Source organism: Pyxidicoccus sp. MSG2 (assembly GCF_026626705.1).
Taxonomy (GTDB): Bacteria; Myxococcota; Myxococcia; order Myxococcales; family Myxococcaceae; genus Myxococcus.
Genome location: NZ_JAPNKC010000001.1, coordinates 8,357,859 through 8,383,083, shown reverse-complemented (window position 1 = coordinate 8,383,083; position 25,225 = coordinate 8,357,859). Strand labels below are relative to the sequence as shown.

1 protein-coding gene and 1 pseudogene are annotated in these 25,225 nt (G+C 72.3%); both read right to left on the bottom strand.

The genetic code is table 11. The features are described 5' to 3' along the window. Nucleotides 1-137: 137 nt before the first annotated feature. Nucleotides 138-15,323, bottom strand: a pseudogene (locus OV427_RS32865) (amino acid adenylation domain-containing protein); the annotation flags it as partial. Further along, nucleotides 15,287-25,180: a non-ribosomal peptide synthetase/type I polyketide synthase gene (locus OV427_RS32860; protein WP_267860162.1), complete on the bottom strand. Its 9,894-nt coding sequence runs from the start codon at nt 25,178-25,180 to the stop codon at nt 15,287-15,289. The pseudogene OV427_RS32865 and the gene OV427_RS32860, both read right to left, overlap by 37 nt. Nucleotides 25,181-25,225 lie beyond the last annotated feature (45 nt).

The following is a 25,225-nucleotide window of genomic DNA, read 5'->3' as shown; positions in this document are numbered from 1 at the left end:
ATCCGCTTCGCCAGCTCCAGGTAGGCCAGCACGCCGCCGCCCACCGGGTGCACGCAGAAGAAGGGCCTCGCATCGCCGCCCCTCCGCAACGTCACCAGCGGAGAGTCCGACGTCGTGCCCGCTTCGATTCGCGCGGCCAGTCCCTCCAGCGTCGGCGCCTCGAACAGGTCGATGACGGCGAGCTGCACGTCGAACAGCGAGCGGACGCGCGCCACCACCTGCGTGGCCAGCAGCGAGTGTCCCCCCAGGTCGAAGAAGTCGTCGCGCACGCCCACGCGGGGCACGCCGAGCAGCTCCTTCCACAGCCCGGCCACCCGCTGCTCCGTCTCCGTGCGCGGCTCCACGTACTCCGCCTCGGAGCTCTTCCGCGACGGCGCGGGGAGCGCCTTGCGGTCCACCTTCCCGTTCGGCGTCAGGGGCAGCGCCTCCAGCACCACGAAGGCCGAGGGCACCATGTAGTCCGGCAGCCGCGATTCCAGATGTTCGCGCAGGGCGGGCTCCTCCAGCGGCCGGCCCGCCCGGCCCACCGCGTACGCCACCAGGTGCTTGTCACCGGGCACGTCCTCACGGACCACCACCACGCACTCGCTGACACCCGGGTGCTGCGCGAGCGTGGCCTCCACCTCGCCCGGCTCCACGCGGTAGCCGCGAATCTTCAACTGGTGGTCCACGCGGCCGAGGAACTCGATGCGGCCGTCCTCCAGCCAGCGCACCCGGTCTCCCGTCCGGTACAGCCGCGCACCGGACTCACCGCTGAAGCCGTCCGGCAGGAAGCGCTCCGCCGTCCCGTCCGCCCGGCCCAGGTAGCCGCGGCCCACGCTCTGGCCGCCCACGTACAGCTCTCCCGGCACGCCCGGAGGCACCGGCTGCCCGTAGCCGTCCAGCACGTACACCCGTACGTTGCCCAGCGGCCGGCCCAGCGGCACCGAGCGTGTCCCCGGCACTCTCTCGCCGCGCTCCACCCGTCCCGAGAGCACGCCCACCGTCGTCTCGGTGGGGCCGTAGTGGTTGAACACCTCGCACTCCGGCGCCAGCGCGTGGACCCGCTCCACCAACGCCCACTCCGCCCGGTCTCCGCCCAGCACCAGCCGGCGGCGCGGCAGCAACTCGCTCGCGCCCTCGTCCATGAGCAGCGCCTCCAGGTGCGTGGGGACGATCTTCAGTCCCTCCACCTCGTGCTTCCGCCCATAGGCCCACAGCCGTGCCGCGTCGGCCGCCGCCGCCGTCCCCACCAGGTGCACCGCGCCTCCGGCGCACAGCGTGGGGAACAGCGCCGTGTGGCCCAGGTCCGCCGCCAGCGTGGACACCGAGGCGAAGCTCATGCCCTGGGGCAATTCCAGCCGCCGGCTCACGCCCGCCACGTAGCAGGCGAGCTGCCCGTGCTCGATGCACACGCCCTTCGGCTGTCCCGTGCTTCCCGAGGTGTAGATGACGTACGCGGCATTGCCCGGCACCACGCCGCTGTCGGGCGCGTTCTCGGGCTGTGACTCCAGCAGCCCGTCCCCCGCGTCGAGGCTGACCAGGAACTCGCCCTGGGAGGGCAGCTCGCTGGCCAGCGCCTCCTCGGTGACGATGACCTGCACCCGCGCGTCATTGAGGACGTGCCGCACGCGCTCGCTCATGTGCGCATGCGCCGGGTCCAGCGCCACGTAGGCACCGCCCGCCTTGAGGATGCCGAGCAGGCCCACCAGCGCGTGCGCCCGCCGCTCCACGAACAGGCCCACCCGCGTCTCCGGCTCCACGCCCAGCGACTTCAGCCAGTGCGCGAGCTGGTTGGCCCGCCGCTCCAGTTCCGCGTAGGTGAGCCGCTCGTCACCGGCCACCACGGCCACCGCGTCCGGCGTCCGTGCCGCCTGCTCGGAGATGAGGTGGTGGAGGCACTGGCGCGCGTACGGCGCCGCGGTGTCGTTCCACTCCACCAGCACCCGGTGCCGCTCCACGTCCGTCATCAGCGGCAGCGCGGACAGCCGCTGCCGGCCCTCCTCCGCCACCACGGCCTCCAGCACCCGCTGGAAGTGCCGCGACAGGCGCTCCATCGTGGAGGCCTCGAAGAGGTCCGTGCTGTACATCCACGAGCACACCAGCCCCTCCGGCATGGGGCTGACGAGCACCGTCAGGTCCAGCTTGGACGCGGCCGCTTCGGACTCTCCGATGTGCAGCTTCAGGCCGGGCAGCTCCGGCGGCGTCAGCGGCATGTTCTGCAGGACGAATTTCACCTGGAAGAGCGGCGCATGCGCCAGGCTCCGCTCCGGGTTGAGCGCACGCACCACCTCCTCGAAGGGCAGGTCCTGGTGCGCGTAGGCGTCCAGCGCCACGCGCTTCGTCTGCTCCAGCACGTCGCGGAAGACGGGGTTGCCCTCCAGTCGCAGGCGCAGCACGAGCTGGTTGATGAAGAAGCCGATGAGCCCCTCCGTCTCCCCGTGGTTGCGGTTGGCCACGTCCGTGCCGACCACCACGTCCGTCTGGCCGCTGTAGCGGTGCAGCAGCGACTGGAAGCCCGCCATCAGCACCATGAAGAGCGTGGCCCCTTCGCGCCGGGCCAGCGCCTCCAGCTTCTCCGCCAGCGCGGAGCTCAGCGTCGAGACATGCCGCGCGCCCCGGTACGTGCGCGCCGCGGGACGGGGCCTGTCGGCGGGTAGCTCCAGGACGGAGGGAGCGCCCTCCAGTTGCTGGCGCCAGTACGCGAGCTGCGCCTCCAGCACGTCGCCCTTGAGCCACTCCCTCTGCCAGGCCGCGTAGTCCGCGTACTGCACCGTGAGCTTCGGGAGCGGCGCGGGCCGGCCCTCGCGGTGCGCGGCGTAGAGCGTCACCACCTCGCGCACCAGCACACCCATGGACCAGCCGTCCGAGGCGATGTGGTGCATGGTCAGCAGCAGGAGGTACTCCTCCTCCTGGAGCCGCAGCAGCGTCGCGCGCAGCAGCGGGCCCCGGGACAGGTCGAACGGACGCAGCGCTTCCTCCGCCTCCAGCCGGCGCGTCTCCTGCTCACGGGACTCCGCCGGCAGGACGCTCAGGTCCGCGCCCGCCAGCAGCAATTCGACGTCGGGAACCACCGTCTGCGCGGGCCCCTCGGGCGTGTCGACGAAGACGGTGCGCAGGGCCTCGTGCCGGCGCACCACCTCCTGGAAGGCGTGCTCCAGCGCCGGCACATCCAGTGCGCCCTCGACGCGCAAGGAGATGGGGATGTTGTACGTGGGGCTGCCGGGCTCGAGCTGGTCCAGGAACCACAGCCGCTGCTGCGCGAAGGACAGCGGCATGCGCGCCTGACGCGGCATGGGCCGGGGGTGCGCCGCCTGGAGCCGCGCGTCACGCTGTGTGAGGACCTCCACGCGCGCCGCCTGCTCCGCGAGCGTGCGCGCCTCGAAGACCGCCTGCAGCGGCAGGTCCACGGAGAAGGCACTCCGGATGCGGGACAGCAACTGCGTGGCCAGCAACGAGTGGCCACCCAGCTCGAAGAAGTCGTCGTGGATGCCAATGCGAGGCGTGTGCAGCACCTCCCTCCACAGCGAGGCGAGCTGCTCCTCCACGGGCGTGCGCGGCGCGACGAAGCGCGCTTCGTCGGAGACGGGGGCCTCCGGCGCGCGCAGTGCCCTACGGTCCACCTTGCCGTTGGCGTTGAGGGGCAGCGCCTCCAGCCGGACCCATGCAGCCGGCACCATGAAGTCGGGCAGCTTCCGCCCGAGGAAGGTGCGCAGCGCGCGGAAGTCCTCCGCCGCCGGACCCACGACATACGCCACGAGGCGCTTGTCGCCAGGCACGTCCTCGCGCGCCAGGATGACGGCGTCCTCCACGCCGGGCGCCTGGCGCAGCGTGGCCTCCACCTCACCCGGCTCGATGCGGAAGCCCCGCACCTTCACCTGGAAGTCGGAGCGGCCCAGGAACTCCAGCGTGCCGTCGGCGCGCCAGCGGGCCTTGTCGCCGGTGCGGTAGAGCCGCTCGCCGGGGATGCTGCTGAAGGGATGCGGGACGAACGCCGCGGCCGTGAGGTCCGGGCGGTGGAGGTAGCCCCACGCCAGGCCGTCACCGCCAACATGCAGCTCGCCGGGGACGCCCACGGGCACGGGGCTCAGCGAGGCATCCAGGACATAGGCCGTCGAGTTCCCGATGGGCCGGCCGATGGGCACCGAGATGCCCACCACGTCCTCGCGTCGCAGCGTGTGCGTGGTGGAGAAGGTGGTGTTCTCCGTGGGGCCGTAGCCGTTGACCAGCACCGCGCCCTCGCCCTCCGGCAGGCGCGCGAGGTGTTCGCGCACCGTCTGCGCCGGCAGCACATCGCCCCCGGCGAGCACCTGGGACACACGGGCCAGGGCCTCGCCCTGGTGCCGCGCCAGTTGCTCGAACAGGGCCGCCGTCAGCCACAGCGTGGTGACGCGGTGCCGGGTGAGCAGCGCGCCCAGGTCCTCCAGCGACAGCTCGCCGGGAGGTGCCAGCACCAGCCGCGCACCGTGCAGCAGCGCGCCCCAGACCTCCAGCGTGGACGCGTCGAAGGCGACGGGTGCGAGCTGGAGGAAGACCTGCTCGCCGCCGAAGTGGATGAACGGGTCGGACTTCACCAGCCGCACCACGCCCCGGTGGGGGATGCAGACGCCCTTGGGCTGGCCGGTGCTGCCCGAGGTGAACATGACGTAGGCCAGCGCCTCGCCACCGAAGTCGAGCGCGAGGTCCGTGTCCGGCCAGGTGGAGATGAGCGCGGCCTCCGCATCCACCAGGACGAGCAGGCTGGAGACGGTGGGGAGCGCGTCCGCCAGCGCCTCGCGGGTGACGAGGACGCCGGCATCCGACTCCTGGAGCAGGAGCGCCGAGCGCTCCGCGGGCAGGCCCGGGTCGATGGGAACGTAGGCAGCGCCCGCCTTGAGGATGCCGAGCAGCGCCACCACCAGGTCGACGGAGCGCTCCAGGCAGACACCCACGCGCGCACCGCGCCGCACGCCGCGTGAGCGCAGGTGCCAGGAGAGCTGGTTGGCCCGCCGCTCCAGCTCCGCGTAGGTGAGCTGGACGTCGCCGGAGACCAGCGCCACCGCCTCCGGAGTCCTCTCGACCTGGGCGGAGAACAGCGCGTGGATGCTCGTCCCCACCGGGTGGGACGTCACGCGGGTGCTCCACCGTCCGAGGATGCGTTGCCGCTCTACCTCGGACATCAGCGAGAGCTGGGACAGGTGATGGTCGGGCTTGGAGACCGCTTCCTCCAGGAGCACGCCCAGGTGCTCCACCATCCGCGAGACAGTGGCCGCGTCATACAGGTCGGTCCGGTACTCCAGCATTCCGCGCAGCCCGGCCGGCGTCTCGTTGAAGACGAGCGAGAGGTCGAACCGGGAGGAGCCATTGCCCACCTCCAGCTTCTCCATCCGCATCCCGGGCAGCTCCAGCTTCGCCTCGGGCATGCTGAGCATCGCCAGCACCACCTGGAAGTACGGCGTGCGGCCCGGCCGCCTCGGAGGCTGGAGCGCTTCCACCAGCTTCTCGAAGGGCAGGTCCTGGTGCGCGTACGCGCCCAGCGTCACGTCCCGCACGCGCCCGAGCAGCTCGCGGAACGAGAGGCTCTCCTCCAGCCGCGTGCGCAGGACCAGCGTGTTGACGAAGAAGCCGATGAGCCCCTCCGTCTCCGCCTGTGTGCGGCCGGCGATGGGCGCGCCCACGCAGACGTCGTCCTGTCCCGAGTAGCGCGACAGCAGCACCTGAAGCCCCGCCAGCAACCCCATGAAGAGCGTGGCGTCCTCGCGCTGGCAGAGCGCCGCCAGCGCCCGCGTCAGCCTCGGCGGCAGGTCGATGGGCAGCGAAGCCCCCGGGCTGTCCGTGTCCGCGGTGCGCGGCCGGTCCGTGGGCAGCTCCAGCGTGGGAGGTGCGCCCGCGAGCTGCTTCTGCCAGTAGTCGAGCTGCGCCTCCAGCACGTCGCCCTGGAGCCAGCCGCGCTGCCACGTCGCGAAGTCCGCGTACTGGATGGGCAGCGGCGGCAGCGGCGACGGCCGGCCGGCCACGAAGGCGTCATACAACGCGGCCATCTCCCGGATGAGCACCGCCATGGACCAGCCGTCCGTGACGATGTGGTGCATCGTCACGAGCAGCAGGTGCTTCTCCGCGGACAGGCGCAGCAGCCGCGTGCGCAGCAGCGGGCCGCGAGACAGGTCGAACGGCAGCCGCGACTCCTCGCGCGCATGCCTCAGTGCCTCCGCTTCCCGCTCTGCTTCCGGCAACTGTCCCAGGTCCTCGATGGCGAAGTGGCACGGCGAGGCGGGAGCGATGACCTGGACCGCCCTCCCCTCGTGGGTGCGGAACGTGGTGCGCAGGGCCTGGTGCCGGCGGACCAACTCCGTGAAGGCCCGCTCCAGGGCCGTCACGTCGAGCGCGCCCTCCAGGCGCAGCGCGGACGGCATGTTGTAGAGCGGCGTGCCCGGCTGGAGCTGGTCCAGGAACCACAGCCGCTGCTGCGCGAAGGACAGCTCCGCCTCCACGGTGCGCGGGACAATCACCGGGGCCGACATCCCCCGCGCCTCGGTGGAGACCTTGCCTTCGAGTCGACGGGCCAGCGCCTCCACGGTGGGCGCCTCGAACAGCTCGCGCAGCGGCACCTCCAGCTTCAGCACTCCGCGCAGGCGCGAGACGACCTGGGTGGCCAGCAGCGAGTGGCCGCCCAGGGCGAAGAAGTTGTCGGTGACTCCCACGCGCGGAACGCCCAGCACGCTGGCGAAGACGTCCGCCAGCGACTGCTCCAGCGCGCTTCGCGGCGCGATGAAGGGGGCCTCGCCGCGCAGGCTGTCGGCGTCCGGCGCGGGCAACTGGCGACGGGCGAGCTTGCCGCTCGGCGTCAGCGGGAGCACGTCCAGCCGCACCAGCGCGGAGGGAACCATGTACTCGGGCAGCCGGCTGCGCAGCGCCTCGCGCAGGGACTCGGGCGCCCAGGCGGCGTCGGGCGGGAGCACCACGTAGCCCACCAGTCGCTTGTCACCGGGCACGTCCTCGCGCACCACGGCGGCGGCGTCGCGCACTCCGGGCGCATCTCGCAGGGCCGCTTCCACCTCGCCCAGCTCGATGCGGAAGCCACGCACCTTCACCTGGCCGTCCAGGCGACCGAGGAACTCGAGGACGCCGTCCGACTTCCACCGGGCCCTGTCTCCGGTGCGGTACAGACGCGCTCCCGGCTCGGAGGAGTACGGGTCGGGCACGAAGCGCTCGGCGGTCAGCTCCGGGCGTCCGGGGTAGCCGTGCGCCAGTTGCTCGCCGCCGATGAACAGCTCTCCCTGCACGCCGACGGCGCAGGGCTGGCCGCTCGCATCCAGCACGTAGAGCCGCACGGCCGGCAGCGGCGCGCCGATGGGAGGCAGACGCGGCCAGGATGCCGGAGCCCCCTGCAACCGGTACGCGCTCACCGCGTGTGTCTCAGACGGGCCGTACTGGTTCTCCAGCTCGCACCCGGGCAGCCGCTCGAAGAGGGACACCAGCGCGGGCGTCATCTGGAGCTGCTCGCCCGCCGTCAGCACTTCCCGCAACTGTCCCGGCAACGGTGCGCCCTGGGCCACAGCGTCCGCCAGGGCCTGGAGCGCGACGAACGGAAGGAACAGTCGTTCCACGCCCCGCCGGGCCATGAGGCCCAGCAGCGCGGGCATGTCCCGCCGCACCTCGGCCGTGGGCACCACCAGCGTGCCACCCGCGCACCACGTGGAGAACAGCTCCTGGAAGGAGACGTCGAAGCTGAGCGCGGCGAACTGCAACGTCGTGGCGTCGGGCTTCACGGACTTCCCGAGCTGCCACGTCAGCAGGTGGAACAGCGCGCGGTGGGGCATCGCCACGCCCTTCGGCCGTCCCGTGCTTCCTGAAGTATAGACGACGTAGCAGGCGGACTCGGGCGACACGTCGAGCGCCGGAGCCTCGGAAGGCTGGCGGGCAATGGCCGCCGCCTCCGTGTCCAGCAGCAGGCGCGCACCCGCCGGGAGCACGGGAGCCAGGCGCTCCTGCGTGACGACCACCGGCACGGCCGAGTCCTCCAGCATGAAGGCCAGCCGCTCCACCGGATAGGCCGGGTCCAGCGGCAGGTAGGCGGCCCCCGTCTTCAGGATGCCCAGCACGCCCACCGCCAGCTCCAGCGAGCGCTCCACGCACAGCCCCACCCTGTCTCCGGGGCGCACGCCCCGCGCGAGCAGGTGGTGCGCGAGCTGATTCGCCCGACGCTCCAGCTCCGCGTAGGACAGCTGCTCCTCCTCGAAGCGGACGGCCACGGCGTCCGGCGTCCGTGCCACCTGGGCCGCGACGAGCCCGTGCACACAGGCCGCGCGAGCCGTGTCCACCGCCGTGTCATTCCACTCCACCAGCACCTTGCGGCGCTCGGCCTCGGACAGGAGCGACAGCTCGGAGAGGCGGCGCTCGGGATGAGCCACCGCGTCCTCCAGCAGCGTGCGCAGGTGCTCCATCAGCCGCGCGGCCGTGCGGTCCTCGTACAGGTCGGTGCGGTACTCCAGCGCGCCGCGCAGGCCCTCGGGCGTCTCGCTCACCGTCAGGTTGAAGTCGAACTTCGCGGTGCCGCTGTCCAGCTCCATCAGCTTCAGCGTGAGCCCGGGGACGGTGAGCTCCGTCGTGGGCGTGTTGAGCATCACCAGCGCCACCTGGAAGAAGGGCGTGCGCTCGGGCTGCCTCGGGGGCTGGAGCGCCTCCACCAGCTTCTCGAAGGGCACGTCCTGGTGCTCGTACGCACCGAGCGTCACGTCCCGCACGCGACCGAGCAGCTCGCGGAACGTCGGGTCTCCGTCGAGCCGCGTCCGCATCACCAGCGTGTTGACGAAGAAGCCGATGAGCCCTTCCGTCTCCGCCTGCGTACGGCCGGCAATGGGCGCGCCCACGCAGACATCGTCCTGCCCCGAGTAGCGCGACAGCAGCGCCTGGAGCCCGGCCAGCAGGCCCATGAACAGCGTGGCGCCCTCGCGCTTGGAGAGCGCCGTCAGCGCCTGCGTGAGCTCCCGCGACAACTCCACGCGGAGCCAGGTGCCCGGGTTGCTCGTCTCCGCGGTGCGCGGCCAGTCCGTGGGCAGCTCCAGCGCGGGCGGGGCTCCGTCGAGCTGCTTGCGCCAGTAGTCGACCTGCGAGTCCAGCACCTCGCCCTGGAGCCACTCGCGCTGCCACACCGTGTAGTCGGCGTACTGGATGGGCAGCGCCGGCAGCGGCGAAGGCTTCCGGGCCAGGGCCGCCTCGTACAGCGCCACCATGTCGTGGGTCAGCACGGCGATGGACCAACCATCCGAGATGATGTGGTGCATCGTCACCAGCAGCAGGTGGTGCTGCTCGGCCAGTCGCAACAGCCGCGTGCGCAGCAGCGGCCCTTCCGTGAGGTCGAAGGGACGGCGCGCCTCCTCGCGCGCCAGCGTCATCGCCTCTTCTTCCCGCTCTGGCGCCGGCAGCCACGACAGGTCCTCCACCTCCAGCGTCCAGTCCGGCACGGGGGAGATGACCTGGATGGGGCGGTTGTCCCCGGCGTCGAAGGTGGTGCGCAGCACCTCGTGCCGGCGGACCAGTTCGGTGAAGGCCTGCTCCAGGGCCTTCACGTCGAGCACGCCCTCCAGCCGCAGGGCAGCCGGCATGTTGTAGAGCGCGCTGTCGGGCTGGAACTGGTCCAGGAACCACAGCCGCTGCTGGGCGAAGGACAGCTCCACGTCGCCCGTGCCCGCGCGCGGGACAATCCTCGGCGCGGACGGCCGGCGCGGCCCCGCGGGAATCCGTGCTTCGAGCCGCCGTGCCAGCGACTCCACCGTGGGGGCCTCGAACATCTCCCGCAGCGCCACCTCCACGCCCAGCGCGGTGCGCACCCGCGCCACCACCTGCGTGGCCAGCAGCGAGTGCCCACCCAGAGCGAAGAAGTTATCGGTGACGCCGACGTGCGAGAGGTTCAGCACGCTGGCGAAGGCCTCCGCCAGCGCCTGCTCCAGCGGGTTGCGCGGCGTGACGAGGGGCGCCTCGCCGCGCAGGCTCTCCACGTCCGGCGCGGGCAGCAGGCTGCGCACGAGCTTGCCGGTGGGCATCAGCGGCAGCGCGTCCAGCCGCACCAACGCGGACGGCAGCATGTACTCGGGCATGCGGCGCGCGAGCGTCTGGCGCAGCGCCTCCGGCTCCCACGCGGTGTCCGGCTGGAGCACCACGTAGGCCACCAGTCGCTTGTCGCCCGGCGTGTCCTCGCGAACCATGGCCGCGGCCTCGCGCACGCCCTGGGCGTCGCGCAGCGCGGCCTCCACCTCGCCCAGCTCGATGCGGAAGCCCCGCACCTTCACCTGGCCATCCAGCCGGCCGAAGTATTCGAGGACGCCGTCCTCCTTCCAACGGGCGCGGTCCCCCGTGCGGTACAGCCGCGCGCCCGACACGCCGGAGAGCGCGTCCGGGACGAACTTCTCCGCCGTCAGCTCCGGCCGCTCGTGGTAGCCGAGCGCCACCTGCACGCCGCCCACGTACACCTCACCGGGCACACCAATGGCGCAGGGGCGGCCGTGCACGTCCAGCACGTACAGGCGCGTGCCGGGCACCGCGCTGCCCACGGGCGGCAGCAGCGGCCATGAGGACGGCGCCCCCTTCAGCCGGTACGCGCTCACCACGTGCGCTTCCGACGGGCCGTACTGGTTCTCCAGCACGCAGTCCGGCAGTCGTTCGAAGAAGGACACCAGCGCGGGCGTCACCTGGAGCTGCTCGCCCGCCGTCACCACCTCGCACAGGCGCGGTGGGAACTGCTTCGCGTGGGCCACCGCCTCCACCAGCGCGCGGAGCGCGATGAACGGAAGGAACAGTCGTTCCACGTCATGGCGCACCATGAAGTCGAGCAGCGCAGGCATGTCCTGGCGCACCTGCTGCGTGGGCACCGCCAGCGTGCCGCCGACGGACCAGGTGGCGAACATCTCCTGGTAGGACACGTCGAAGTTGAGCGAGGCGAACTGCAGCGTCGTGGCCTTCGCTCGCACGGAGCGCGCGCGCTGCCAGGCCACCACGGTGGACAGCGTGCGGTGTGGCACCGCGATGCCCTTGGGCCGGCCCGTGCTGCCGGACGTGTAGATGATGTAGCAGAGGGCGTCCGGCGACAGCGGCCAGTACGGGGCGTCATCGGGCTGGCGGGCGAAGGCATCCGCCTCCGTGTCCACGCAGACCACGCGCGCCTTCAGGCCCTGGGGCAGCGACGAGAGCAGGTGCGACTGCGTGAGCACCAACGGCGCACCCGAATCCTCCAGCATGAAGGACAGGCGCTCGGTGGGGTACTGCGGGTCCACGGGGACGAAGGCCGCGCCCATCTTCAGGACGGCCAGCACGGACACCAACATCTCCGGCGAGCGCTCCAGGCACAGCGCGACGCGGTCCCCGGTGTGCACGCCCAGGGAACGCAGGTGCCAGGAGAGCTGGTTGGCGCGGCGCTCCAGCTCCGCGTAGGTGAGCTGGCCGCCGTCGAAGACCGCCGCCACCGCATCAGGTGTCCGCGCGGCCTGGGCGTCGAAGGACTCATGGACGCAGGGCTCGTCATTGGAGTCCTCCGCCGCGGCGTTCCACTCCAGCAGCACCTTGCGGCGCTCGGCCTCCGGCATCAGCGCCAGCTCGGACAGGCGCCGCTCCGGGTGGGCCACGGCGTCCTCCAGCAGCGTGCGCAGGTGCTCCATCATCCGCGCGGCCGTGCGGGCCTCGAACAAGTCACTGCGGTACTCCAGCACGGTGCTCAGGCCCCGGGGCGTCTCGGTGCACACCAGGGTGAGGTCGAACTTGGAGGTGCCGCTGTCCACGTCCACCGGGCGGAAGGTGAGCCCGCGCGCGGCCAGCTCCACCGAGGGCGTGTTGAGCAGCACCAGCGTCACCTGGAAGAAGGGCGTGTGCCCCGCCTGCCTCGGCGGCTGGAGCACCTCCACCAGCTTCTCGAAGGGCACGTCCTGGTGCGCGTATGCGCCCAGCGTCACCTCGCGCACCCGCCGCAGCACGTCCTGGAAGCTCGGGTCTCCGTCCAGTTGCGTGCGCAGGACGAGGGTGTTCACGAAGAAGCCGATGAGCGCTTCCGTCTGCGGCTGCGTGCGCCCGGCGATGGGCGAGCCCACGCAGAGGTCTTCCTGTCCGGTGTAGCGGAACAGCAGCGCCTGGAGTCCCGCCAGCAGCCCCATGAACAGCGTGGCCTTCTCACGCCGGCCCAGGGCGCGCAGGCCCTGCATCAACTCCAGCGGCAGCTGCACCCGGTGCGACGCGCCGGGGCTGCTCGTGTCCGTGGTGCGGGGACGGTCGGTGAACAGCTCCAGCGCGGGCGGCGCGCCTTCGAGCCGGCCCTTCCACCAGGTGAGCTGCTCCTCCAGCACCGGGCCCTTCAGCCAGTCGCGCTGCCACACCGCATAGTCTGCGTACTGGATGGGCAGCGGCGGCAGCGGCGACGGCCGGCCGGCCACGAAGGCCTCGTACAGCGCGACGACCTCACGGATGAGCACGCCAATGGACCAGCCGTCCGAGACGATGTGGTGCATCGTCACCAGCAGCAGGTGCTCCGACTCCGACAGGCGCACCAGCCGCGCGCGCAGCAGCGGTCCCCTGGACAGGTCGAAGGGACGACTGGCCTCTTCACGCGCCAGCCTCAGGGCCTCCTGCTCGCGCTGCTCGGGCGACAGGACCCCCAGGTCCACCAGGTCCAGCGTGGTCGCCACGCTGTCGATAGCGAGCACCTGGATGGGCTCACCCTCCCGCGCCTGGAAGGTGGTGTGCAGCGCCTCGTGCCGGCGCATCAACTCAGCGAAGGCGCGTCCGAGCGCGCCCACGTCGAGCGTCCCCTCCAGCCGCATCGCGGACGGGATGTTGTAGAGCGCGGTGCCCGGCTGGAACTGGTCCAGGAACCACAGCCGCTGCTGCGCGAAGGACAGCGGCAGCGCGCCGTTTCGCGGCAGGCGGGGAATGAGCGCGTCCGCTCGCACGGGGACAGCAGCGGAGTTGCTCGGCGCCGTCCCGGAGTGTGCGGAGGGGGTGAGGCCCCCCACGCCCCCAGGCGCGGGGATGGCGGGGCGGCTCGGGGCCGTGCCGGAGCGCGCGGAGAGGTCTCCATGCGTGGGAGCGGAGGATGAACCGCTCCGGACCGACGCAGGTGTGCTCCGGCGGATGGCGGGGGTAAGGACCTCCACGGCCCCGTCCGCGCGGTAGCGGGCAGGCGTGCCGGTGCCGAACAACTGGACACCCGTGTCCTCGGGCGACGCGCGCAGCCGTGCGCGAGACACCTCCGGCGCCTTCCAGAAGCCCAGCGGCACGGCGTCTCCGCCGAGGAACAGCTCACCCACCACGCCCACGGGGACGCGGCGGCCGGCTCCGTCCAGGACGACGCGAGGCGCCTGCATGGCCCCCACTCGGGCTTCCGGGAGCAGGGACACGGGGGACACCACGCGCGCCGACGTCGCGGCCTTCAGCGCGGCGGCGAGGTCCACGGGGAGCCGCTCCGCGTCTTCGAGCACCAGCGTGCGAACGGGCGCGAGCACCGTGGCCGCATCCGGCATCCCCGCGAGCGTCCGGGCCAGCGCGGCCGTGAGGCGCAGGTGGCTCGGAGTCCCGGTGCGAAGCGCCTCCTCCAGCGATGAAGCCGTGAGGCGCGCGGCCCCGGCACGCGCCAACTCCTCCCACGACGACACCGTGTCCACCTGCCCGCGCTGGCTCTCGCGGCGCAGCACGTCCAGGTGGCGCAGTCCCTCCATCGCGACGTCCTGACCGAGGCCGAAGTCGACGAGGCAGGCCACCTCGTCCACGTCGCACTGGCGCAACTGCTCCACGCGCGCGGCGAGCGTCTCCGGCGTGCCGAAGAGTCCGCCCGCTTCCAGGTAGCGCGTGACGCCCTGCTCCAGCAGCACGTCCATGTCCGCGGGCGTGAGGCCGCGCACATCGAGGCCCGGACCCTGGCTGGCCACCAGGCTGTTGAACAGCTCCACCGAGCTGCGGAAGTAGCGGATGAGCGGCTCGCGCGCCTGCCGCTTCACCTCTTCCACGCTGCCGGCCACGAAGGTGTGCAGCATCAACACCACGTGGCCCCGGTCGTGCCCCGCCTTGCGGCGGGCCTCGCGGTACAGGGCAATCTTGCGCGACAGCTCCTCGAAGTCCTGGCCCAGGCCCAGCACGTTGGTGAGCAGGCCCGCGCCCAGCTCTCCGGCCAGCCGGAAGGTCTCCGGGTTGAAGGCGGCCGTGAGCCACATGGGCAGCTCGGCCTGCACCGGCCGGGGGCGGATGGAGATGTCCACCTCGGCGCCGTTGCCGTTGGTGCGGCGCACGGTGCCGCCCTTCCACAGCGCACGCACCTCTTCCACGCCCCGCCGCACGGCCTCGGGACGCTGGTGGAAGTTCTCCGGCGCGAAGACGAAGTCGTTGACGTTCCAGCCCGTCGCGAAGGACACGCCCGCGCGGCCGTTGGAGAGGTTGTCGACGACGGACCACTCCTCCGCAACGCGGATGGGGTCATGCAGCGGCAGCACCACGCTGCCGGCGCGGATGGCGATGCGCTCGGTCACCATGGCCAGCGCCGAGCTGGTGGCGACGGGGCTGGGGTACGGCCCGCCGAAGGCATGGAAGTGCCGCTCGGGCGTCCACACCGCGCTGAAGCCGTGGGTGTCCGCGAACTTCGCGCCCTCGATGAGGAGCTGGTAGCGGCCGCGCCCGGACACCTCCGTGTCGTTGGCGAAGTAGAAGAGGCTGAAGTCCAGCGGCCTCCGTGCGCTCTCGGCGCGCGGTGCAACGGCATGCTCCGTGGGCTTCGAGGGGAACACCACCGTGAGCCCACGCGTGAGCGCCCACAGCAATTCCAGGTCCCCGTCGGCGGTGCTGAGCCACGTCTCCCCTGCCCTCGCCTCCACGCGCGAGTCCAGCGCGGCGAAGTGGTGCACGAGGTTGCGGTGGCTGAGCATCACCCGCGCGCGCGGCCCCGCCTCGCCCTGCGGCACCAGGCAGGCCAGCGTGTCCGCATCGACGGAGGGAGGCGCGGACGCCGGGCGTGGCTCACCGGAGAGGGACAGCCGCACTACACGCGCCGCCTCCACGCCGGGAGGCACGGGCAGCGACTCGGAGACGACGAGGAGCGACGTGCCCAGCGCCGGCAGCGCACCGAGCTCGTCCTCCGTGACGGACGTGAAGGCGCCACCGGAGGCCAGCACGGCCCACAGGGCCACGGCCCGCTCGGGCGAGGGCTCCAGACACACGGCCACCGGAACATCCGGCCCCACGCTCCGGGCGCGCAGCTCCGTCGCCAGTGCGTGCGCGTGCGCTCGCAGCTCGCGCCAGCTCAGGCTCCGAGCCCCTGCACGGAGTGCCACCGCGTCTGGCGCCTGCTCCGCCCGCGCAGTCAGCAGCGCCGGGGCGAAGACACCGTCGGCGGCCACCGCCACCGAGGAGGACCGGCGCTCCACGGCCGCGTCCGCCACGGAGAGCGGAGACAACGGCTTGCCCCGCGGACCACTGCATCCGCCGCGGAGGACTGGCGCTCCTCGGCCGTGCCCTCCAGCGAGAGCTGCGACAGCGGCCGGTCCGGTGAGACCACCGCGTCCGACAGCAGCGCCTCCAACTGCGAGAGCAGGCGCTCGATGGTGGAGACGTCGAACAGGTCGACGGCGTACTCCAGCGTGCCGGAGAAGCCGTGCTCGTCCTCGCGCATCAGCAGCGTGAGGTCCGCCAGCGAGGTGCCGTACTGAGCGGGCAGGCCGGTGACGTCGAAGTAGCCCAGGCGCAGGCCGGGGAACTCCAGCATGGGCGCGGACACGTCCTGCGTGTGCAGCAGGAAGATGGCGTCGAAGAGGCGGGAGAGCTTCGCCTCCTCGCCGGGCTCCAATTCCCCCAGGAGCTGCTCGTAGGGCACGTCCGGGTGGGCGAAGGCGGACAGCGTGGTGTCGCGCACGCGCAGCGCCAGCTCGCGGAAGCCCGGGTCTCCCTCCAGGCTCGTGCGCAGGGCCAGCGCGTGGGCCACGTAGCCAATCTGCGGCTCCAACTCGGGCCGCGTGCGGTTGCCGATGGAGGTGCCGACGAGGATGTCCTCCTGCCCCGAGCAGCGGGCCAGGAGGGCCTTGAAGCCCGCCAGCAGCGTCATGTACGGCGTGAGCCCCTCACGCTGGCTGAACGCCTTCAGCGCCGCGCCCAGCTTCCGGGAGAAGGCGAACGAGTGCCGCGCACCGCGCCTGCGCGCACCCTCGACGCGAGGCCGGTCCAGCGGCAGCGGGAGGGGCCCGGGCCGCTGCGCGAGCCGCTGGCGCCAGTACGCCTGCTGCGTCGCCAGGGTGCCATCCGCGAGCACCCGGCGCTGCCACACCGCGAAGTCGAGGTACTGGACGGACAGCTCGGGCAGCGGCACGGACACGCCGACCGTGAAGCCCGTGTAGAGCGCCACTGCCTCGCGGATGAAGTTCACCAGCGAGAGCGTGTCCGCGACGATGTGGTGGATGGTGACGAGCAGGACGTACTCGGTCTGCTCCAGCCACAACAGGCGCACCCGCGCCAGCGGGCCCCGGTCCAGCGAGAAGGGCTCGGCCGGCTCCAGCCGCGCGCGGCGCATCGCCTCGGCCTCGCGGTCACCCGCGAAGTCGCGCAGGTCCACCACGGGAAGCGGGATGCGCACCTCCGACAGGATGCGCGGCGCGGCCCTGTCTCCGGCCTGCTGGAAGACGGTGCGCAGCGACTCATGCCGGCGGATGACGCCGTTGAAGGCGCGCTCCAGTTGGGCGACCTGGAGGGCGCCGGAGATGCGGACCGCCAGCGGCTCGTTGAAGATGGAGCTGCCCGGCGCCTGGAGCTCCAGCTCCCAGACGCGCGCCTGCACGTAGGACAGGGGCAGCTCGCCCGTGCGTGGAACGGGCTGCATCGCCGTCGCGGCGGCGCTGCTCCCCTCGGGCCGCTCGGCCTGGAGCCGCAGCTCGATGCGCTCGGCGAGGCTGGCCACCGTGGGGGCCTCGAACAAGTCACTGAGGGGAATCTGGACGCGGAACGCCTCGCGCAGCCGCGTGAGGAGCTGCGCCGCCATCAGCGAGTTGCCGCCCAGCTCCAGGAAGTTGTCGTCCAGGCCGATGTCCGCGATGCCCAGCCGGTCGCGCCACAGCTCCACCAGTCGCTGCTCGATGTCGCTCCGGGGCGCCGCGTCCACTGGCGCCACGACGACGCTCTCCACCAGCGCGACGGGAGCAACGGGCGCGGGAAGCTCCGAAAGGAGCATGGGCTGCGCCGCCACGGGGAAGCTCCGCTCCTCGAAGGGGTAGCCCGGCAGGGAGATTCGCCGGCGCTGCTCGTGAGCGTAGAAACCCTCCCAGTCGACGGCCGCGCCGGCACGCCACAGCGCGCTCAGCGACTCGAACAGGGTGCGCCCGTCCGAGGTGGTGGTGCCACTCTTCGGGAGCGAGGCGACCACCAGCGCATGACGCTCGGTGCGCAGGCGAATCCGCGCCAGCGAGCTGAGGTGCTGGTCCGGGCCGGCCTCGATGAACCAGCCGCAACCCCACTTCATCAGCGAGTCCATGCCCGCGGTGAAGCGGACGGGCTCGCGCATCTGCCGGGCCCAGTAGCGCGGCGACATGGCCTCGTCGGCGTGAATCCACGTCCCCGTGAGGCTGGAGACGTACGGGATGGACGGCGCCCTCAGGGTGAGGCCCGCCACCGCCCGCTCCAGCTCGGGCATCAGCGGTTCCACCGCGCGCGAGTGGAAGGCATGGGCCGCGGAGAGGCGCATCATGGCCACGCTGTGGCCGCCGAGCTCGCGCTCCAGGGCCTCCAGCGGCTCCAGAGGACCGGACACCACGCAGCGGAACGGGCCATTGAAGGCGGCCAGCTCCAATTCGGGGGGAAGCTGCGGAATCAGCTCCTCCGAGGACAGCCCCACCGCGAGCATGCCGCCGGGCGGCAGCCGCGACATCAGCTCTCCGCGAACCACGGCGAGCCGCAGCGCGTCTCCCAGCGACAGCACGCCGGACAGGCACGCCGCCGTGTACTCACCGAAGCTGTGCCCCAGCATGGCGGAGGGCCGGAAGCCGAAGACCATCCACATCCGCGCGAGCGCGTACTCCACCGACAGCAGCGCGGGCAGTGCGAAGCGGGGCTCGACGAGCTTCGCCTGCGCGAGGGCCTCCGCGCCCGGCTCGGGGAAGAGCACCGCACGCAGGTCTTCCTTCAGCCCCGCTTCAGGCAGGAGCGCGAAGCAGGCGTCCAGTTCCTGCTGGAAGGCGGGCTCGGACGCGTAGAGGCCCTGCGCCATCCGGACGGACTGCACGCCCTGGCCCGGGAAGAGGAATGCCACGCGCGCGGCGCGGGCCTCCTCCAGGTCCTTCACCTGGAAGACGGTGCCCGTCTTGCGCAGCGTCCGCGCGAGTCCCGCGGTGTCCCGGGCAATCACCGTGCGGCGGAACTCGAAGCCCTTGCGGCCCATGGCCCGGGTGAAGGCCAGGTCCGCGAGGTCCACCTCCGGGCGCGCCTCCACGTGGTCCGCGAGCTCGCGAGACATCGCCTCCAGCGTGGAGGCGGTGCGGGCGGAGAGCGTAATGAGTTGCCGCTCACGCGTGCTGTCCTTCCCCTTCGCCCGCGACGGCGCCTCTTCCAGCACGAGGTGCGCGTTGGTGCCGCCAATGCCGAAGGAGCTGACGCCCGCCCTTCGCGGCTCCGTGCCCCGCTGCCAGGGGCGCAGGGTGGTGTTCACGAAGAAGGGGCTCTTCTCGAAGTCGATCTCCGGGTTGGGCCGCTCGAAGTGGAGGCTCGGGGGCAGCTCACCGTGGTGCAGCGCGAGCGCCGTCTTGATGAGGCCGGCGATGCCCGCGGCCGTGTCCAGGTGGCCGATGTTCGTCTTCACCGAGCCGATGGCGCAGAAGCCCGTCCGGTCGGTGTGCGTGCGGTAGGCGCGGGTCAGCGCGGCAATCTCTATCGGGTCCCCCAGCGGGGTGCCGGTGCCGTGCGCTTCCACGTAGCCGATGCTGGCGGCGTCCACGCCCGCCGCGGACAGCGCCCGGGTAATCACCTCGCGCTGTCCCTGCACGCTGGGCGCCGTGTAGCTGACCTTCGCATCCGCGTCGTTGTTGAGCGCGGAGCCCTTGATGACCGCGTAGACGCGGTCTCCGTCGCGCAGCGCCTCGTCGAGCCGCTTGAGCACCACCACGCCCAGGCCGCTGCCCAGGACGGTGCCCCGAGCGCGCGCGTCGAAGGCGCGGCAGTGCCCGTCGGGCGAGAGAATCATTCCCTCCTGATAGAGGTAGCCGGTGCGCTGCGGCAGCGACACCTTCACCGCGCCGGCCAGCGCCACGTCCGAGTCCCCCATGCGCAGGCTGCGGCACGCCAGGTGGACGGCGACGAGGCCGGTGGAGCACGCGGTGTAGACGTTGAGGCTCTCACCGCCGAGCTTCAGCTTGTAGGCCGTCTTGGTGGCGGCATTCTCGCCCGTCGTGGTGCCCAGCGCCTCGAACAGCGAGGCCGGGTCCTTCCGCGTCTGGCCGAGCAGCGACAGCATGTGCCCGCCCGACGAGCCCGCGCCGGCATACAGCGAGATGAGGCCCTCGGAGCGCTCCGGGTCATAGCCGGCGTCCTCCAGCGCATTCCACGCGCACTGGAGGAAGAGACGCTGCTGCGGGTCCATCCACTGCGCCTCGCGTGGGGACACCTCGAAGAAGCGCGCGTCGAAGCCGTCGGCACCCTCCAGCACACCGCCCGCGGGGACGAACTCCGGGTGGCTTCGCAGCGAGTCGGGGAACAGCGGCGACGACTCCAGTTCTTCAGGCGAGAAGCGGGAGATGGACTCCACGCCGCCGCGCAGGTTGCGCCAGAAGGCGTCCAGGTCCGCGGCCCCCGGGAAGCGACCGGCCATGCCGATGATGGCGATGTCGCCGGAGCCCGAGTCCGTCAGGTCCCTGCGCTCGGGTGCCTTCGCGGGGGCGGGCTCGGAGCGCTGCTCCCGCTCCAGTCGCGCGGCCAGCCCGTGCACGGTGGGGTGCTCGAAGAAGTGGGTGATGGGGATGTCCCGGCCCAGCGCCTCGCGCAGTTGCGTGCTGGCCTTCACCACCAGCAGCGAGCTGCCACCCAGGTCATCGAAGAAGTGGTCGTGCAGCCCCACGTGCGGCACCTGGAGCGCCCGCGCCCAGACCTCGGCGATGCGCTGCTCCAATTCCGAGTGGGGCTCGGCGGCGGCGGACTCCCGCGCCGGACGCACCGACTCGGGCGAAGGCAGGGCCTGGCGGTCCATCTTGCCGCCCGGGGTGAGCGGCAGCGCGTCCAGCTTCACGTAGGCGGAGGGCACCATCACCTCCGGGAGCCGCTCCTTGAGGAAGCGTCGCAGCGCCGCGGGCTCCAGGGCCTCGGCGGTGACGACGTACGCCACCAGGCGCTCCTCGCGTACCACCACGACCGACTGATGCACGCCGGGGTATTGGGCCAGCGCCGCCTCCACCTCGCCGGGCTCCACGCGCACGCCGCGCACCTTCACCTGCGCGTCACGCCGGCCGAGGAACTCCAGCCGTCCGTCCGCCAGCGGGCGCACCACGTCCCCGGTGCGGTAGAGCCGCGCTCCGGGTGTCGTGGAGAACGGGTCGGGCACGAAGCGCTCGGCGGTGAGCGCGGGACGGTGCAGGTAGCCCCGGGCCAGTCCCGTGCCGCCCACGTACAGCTCGCCCGGCACGCCCGGAGGCACCGGCGCCATCCGCGCGTCCAGCACGTACACCCGGGCGCCCGCCATGGCGCGGCCGATGGAGGGCCGGAGCGGGTCCACGTCCGGGTCGATGGTGGCGCAGATGGCCACTTCGGTGGGACCGTACAAGTTGAGGAAGCGACGGCCGGGCTTCCAACGCGCGGCCAAGGCCGGCGTGCACGCCTCTCCGACGGAGGCCACGACGGCCAGGCCGGGCAGTGCCTCCGGCTCCAGCGGAGCCAGCGAGGTGGGCGTGGCCTGCAGCGTGGTGATGCCACGCTCCGCGAGCACCTGCTGGAGCGGAGGCCCGGGCAGCAGCGACTCGGGCGACGCGAGGCACAGCTCCGCGCCGGAGAGCAGCGTGGAGAAGACCTCCGACACCGAGGCATCGAAGCCGATGGCCGCGAGCTGCAACATGCGATGACCGGCTCGCAGGCCCAGCGCGTCCCGGATGCCGCAGGCGGTGTTGCTCAGGCCCCGGTGCGCGAGCAGCGCCCCCTTCGGCGTCCCCGTGGAGCCGGAGGTGAAGATGACGTAGGCGAGGTGCGCGGGAGTGACGTCCGGCGCGGGCGTCAGTGCCGTCGAGGGCTGGCGCTCCAGTGCGGCACGCTCCGAGTCCATCAGCACCAGCAGCTCGCCTTGCGAGGGCAGCCGGTCGGCCAGCTCCTCGCGGGTGACGAGCACGGGCACGCGGGCCTCGCGCAGCATCAGCTCCAGCCGCGCGAGCGGGTAGCCCGTGTCCAGCGGCAGGAAGGCCCCGCCTGCCTTGAGCACTCCGAGCAGCGCCACCACCAGCTCCGGCGTGCGCTCCAGGTGCACGCCCACCACCACGTCGGGGCCGACACCGGAGGCGCGCAGGTGCCACGCGAGCTGGTTGGCCTGAGCGTCCAGCTCCCGGTACGTCAGCGTGCGGTCTCCCGTGGAGACAGCGGGAGCGTCCGGAGTGCGGCGTGCCTGTTCCTCGAAGAGGTGGTGCGCGCAGGCGTCGGGTATCGCGGGCGCGGTGTGGCTCCACTCCTCCAGCGCGCGGCGGCGCTCCGACGCGGAGAGCAGCGGCAGCTCGGAGATGCGGCGCTCCGGCGCGGCGGCGGCCTCCGTGAGCAGGGCACCGAGCTGCTCCAGCATGCGGCCGACGGTGTCCGCGTCGAAGAGGTCGGTGGCGTACTCGCACAGCAGCTCCAGGCCGCTGGCGGTGTCGGTGACGGACAGGGTGAGGTCGAGCTTGGTGGCGCCCGTGTCCCCCAGCGTGCTGTCCAGCGACAGCCCCGGCAGCCGCAGTGGCGCGGGGGTGGCGTCCTGGAGCACCAGCTTCACCTGGAACACCGGCGCATGGGCGAGGCTGCGCTCGGGGTTGAGGCCGCGCACCAGCTCGTCGAAGGGCAGGTCCTGGTGCGCCCAGGCGTCCAGCGTCACGGGCCGCAGGCGCGCGAGCAGCTCGCGGAAGTTCGGGTCTCCGGAGAGGTCCCCCCGCAGCGGGAGCTGGTTGACGAACAGGCCGATGAGGTCCGCGGTCTCCGCGCGGCTCCGGTGCGCGGTGTCCACGCCCACCACGACGTCATCCTGTCCGGTGTAGCGGTGCAGCAGCACCTGGAAGCCGGCCAGCAGCGTGACGAACGGGGTGGTGCCCTCGCCCTGGGCCAGCGACTTCACGCGCGCCCACGCGGACGGCTCCATCCGCCGCGACACGTGCGCGCCACGGTAGGACTGCGTCTTCGGACGGGGACGGTCCGTCGGAAGCTCCAGCACGGGGGGCGCGCCCGCCAGGTGCGTGCGCCACCAGCCGAGGAGGTCTTCGAGCCGCTCGCCGCGCAGCCACTCGCGCTGCCACGCCGCGTAGTCGGCGTACTGCAAGGGAAGCTCGGGCAGCGCGGGCATGCGGCTGGAGTGGAAGCCCTCGTAGAGCTCCGCCAGCTCGCGCACCAGCACCCGCATGGACCAGCCGTCCGCGATGATGTGGTGCAGCGTGAGCAGCAGCACGTGCCGCTCGTCGTCCTCTCGCAGCAGCACGGCCCGCAGCAGCGGCCCCTGGGCCAGGTCGAACGGGCACCGGGCCTCTTCCGCGGAGAGCCGGAGCACCTCCGCCTCGCGCAGCTCCCCGGACAGCGAGCGCAGGTCGACCAGCGCGAGCGGCAGGGACAGCGAGTCCCGGATGCGTTGAACGGGCTCGCCCTGCTCCTCGACGAACACGGTGCGAAGCGCTTCGTGCCGCTGCACCAGCGCCTGGAGCGCGCGTTCCAGTGCCGGCGTGTCCAGCGTCCCGTCCAGCCGCGAGACGACGGGTACGTTGTAGAAGGCGCTGGCCGGCTCCAGCCTGTCGAGGAACCAGAGCCGCTGCTGGGCGAAGGACAGCGGCAGGGCCCCCGTCCGTGGCACGCGGGGAATGGGCGGGAGCAGCCCCGCCGCCGAACGCCGTGCGGCGAGCTCCCGCGCCAGCTCCGACGCGCTCGCGCCGCTCAGCAACAACTCCACGGGCAACGCCACGCCCAGGTCCTTCTCCAGGGCGTGCGCCAGCTCCACCGCGGCCAGTGAGTCCAGGCCATGGCGGGTGAGCGGCGCCTCCGCATCCACTGTCTCCACGCGAGCGCCCAGACGGGCCGCCACGCGCGCGAGGACTCGCGCCAGCAATGCGTCCCGCTCGGCGACAGGCGCCGGGTCCGGGTGATTCACGGGTGCCGTCCCGACCTGCGCGGACACGCTGCTCCCGGACGCCACAGCCGTCGCGGTGTCCGGGACAGCGCCCGTCGAACCCGCGTGCCCGGAGAGGGGCAGCTCGACCGGAACGTTCCGCACGGTGTCGGGCTCGTCGGAGGTCGCCACGCGCTCCGCTGGCACCTCGCGCGCGGCTTCCTCCGAGGCCATGGGACGCGGAGGCGCCTCACCGAGCGCCACGCTCCACGCGTACACCTCGCGCAGCTCCCCGGCGAGGAAGGCGGCCCGGCACGCGCGCCGCTGCACCTTGCCGCTGGAAGTCTTCGGCAGGCTGCCGGGCTCGATGAGCGCCAGCGCATGCGGCAGCACCTCGTGCGTCTCCGCCAGTCGCTGCCGGATGGAGCCCGCCACATCCTCCATCGACCCCGTCACCTTGCGTGCGTCCACCTCCTGCACCACCACCAGCCGCTCTTCACCGTCCACCTCGATGCTGAAGGTGGCTCCGCACCCGGGCCGCAGCGCCGGGTGGCTGCGCTCCACCGTCAGCTCCAGGTCGTGCGGGTAGAGATTGCGCCCCCGGAGGATGAGCAACTCCTTGCGCCGTCCCGTGACGTACAGCTCGCCTTCGTCCAGGAAGCCCAGGTCTCCGGTGCGGAGGAAGGGCCCCTCGCCCTTGTTCGTCCTCGCCGCGAAGACGCTCTGCGACTCGAACGGCCGCTGCCAGTAGCCCCCCGCCACGCTGGGCCCGCTCACCCAGATTTCGCCCACCTCCCCCTCCGCGCAGATGCGTTGCAGGTCGGGGTCCACCACGAGGAGGCGGTGCCCGGGCAGCGTACCGCCGCAGCCCACCAGCGTCCGGGCCTCGCCTCTCGGCGGCTCCGCGCGCCCCTTCTCCAGCGCGGCGGTGTCCACCTCGCGCAGCAGGGGCGGCGCCGCCTTCGCGCCACCGGAGACGATGAGCGTGGCCTCGGCCAGGCCATAGCAGGGATAGAAGGCCTCGCGCCGGAAGCCCCAGGGCCCGAAGGCGTCGGTGAAGCGCTCCAGCGTCTCGGCGCGAATGGGCTCCGCGCCGCAGAAGGCCACCTCCCAGCGGCTCAGGTCGAGCCCCTCGCGCTCGGCGGGGGGAATGCGGCGCACGCACAATTCGAAGGCGAAGTTGGGACCGCCGCTGATGGTGCCGCCGAACCGCGTCAGCGTCTCCAGCCAGAAGCGCGGCCGCTTGAGGAACTCCAGCGGCGACATCAGCGCGGTGTGGAAGCCCTGGTACAGCGGCACCAGGATGCCGCCGATGAGCCCCATGTCATGGTAGGGCGGCAGCCAGATGACGCCCACGCTGTCATCCCGCGTGCCGAACGCGCCTTGAATCAGCTCCAGGTTGCTCAGCAGGTTGGAGTGACTCAGCACCACGCCCTTCGGTGAACCGGTGGAACCTGACGTGTACTGGAGGAAGGCCAGCGAGTCCGCCGTCACCTCCGGCTTGCGCCACGCGGACTCGCTCCCCTCCTCCAGCGTGTCCGTGGCCACCCAGCGCAGCGACTTCAAATCCGGCGCGCTCTCGAAGAGCACCTCCACCATGGAGGCGATGAAGGAGGTGGTGAGCACCACCGTGGCGCGCGAGTCGTCGATGATGGCGCGCAGCCGCGGCAACGTGCGCTCCAGCCGCGCCGGGTCCGGCGGGTAGGCGGGCACGGCCACCAGCCCGGAGAAGAGGCACCCGAAGAAGCCGGCGAGGTACTCCGCGCCGGGCGGGTACAGCAGCACCGCGCGCTCCCCCGCGGGCGCCAGCGCCTGCAGGGCCGCGCCGATGCGCCGCGCCTGCGTGTACAGCGCGCCCCGCGTCAGCGTGGTGCCTTGCTCGGCCCCGTCCTCGAGGAACGTGTAGAGGGTGTGCTCGGCGCGCGAGAGGCTTCGCTCTTCAAGGAGATCGATGAGGGTTCGGGGCGCGTGCATGGTCGATGGCGTGGACAGGGAAAACCCGGAAGTTCCGCCCCTGTC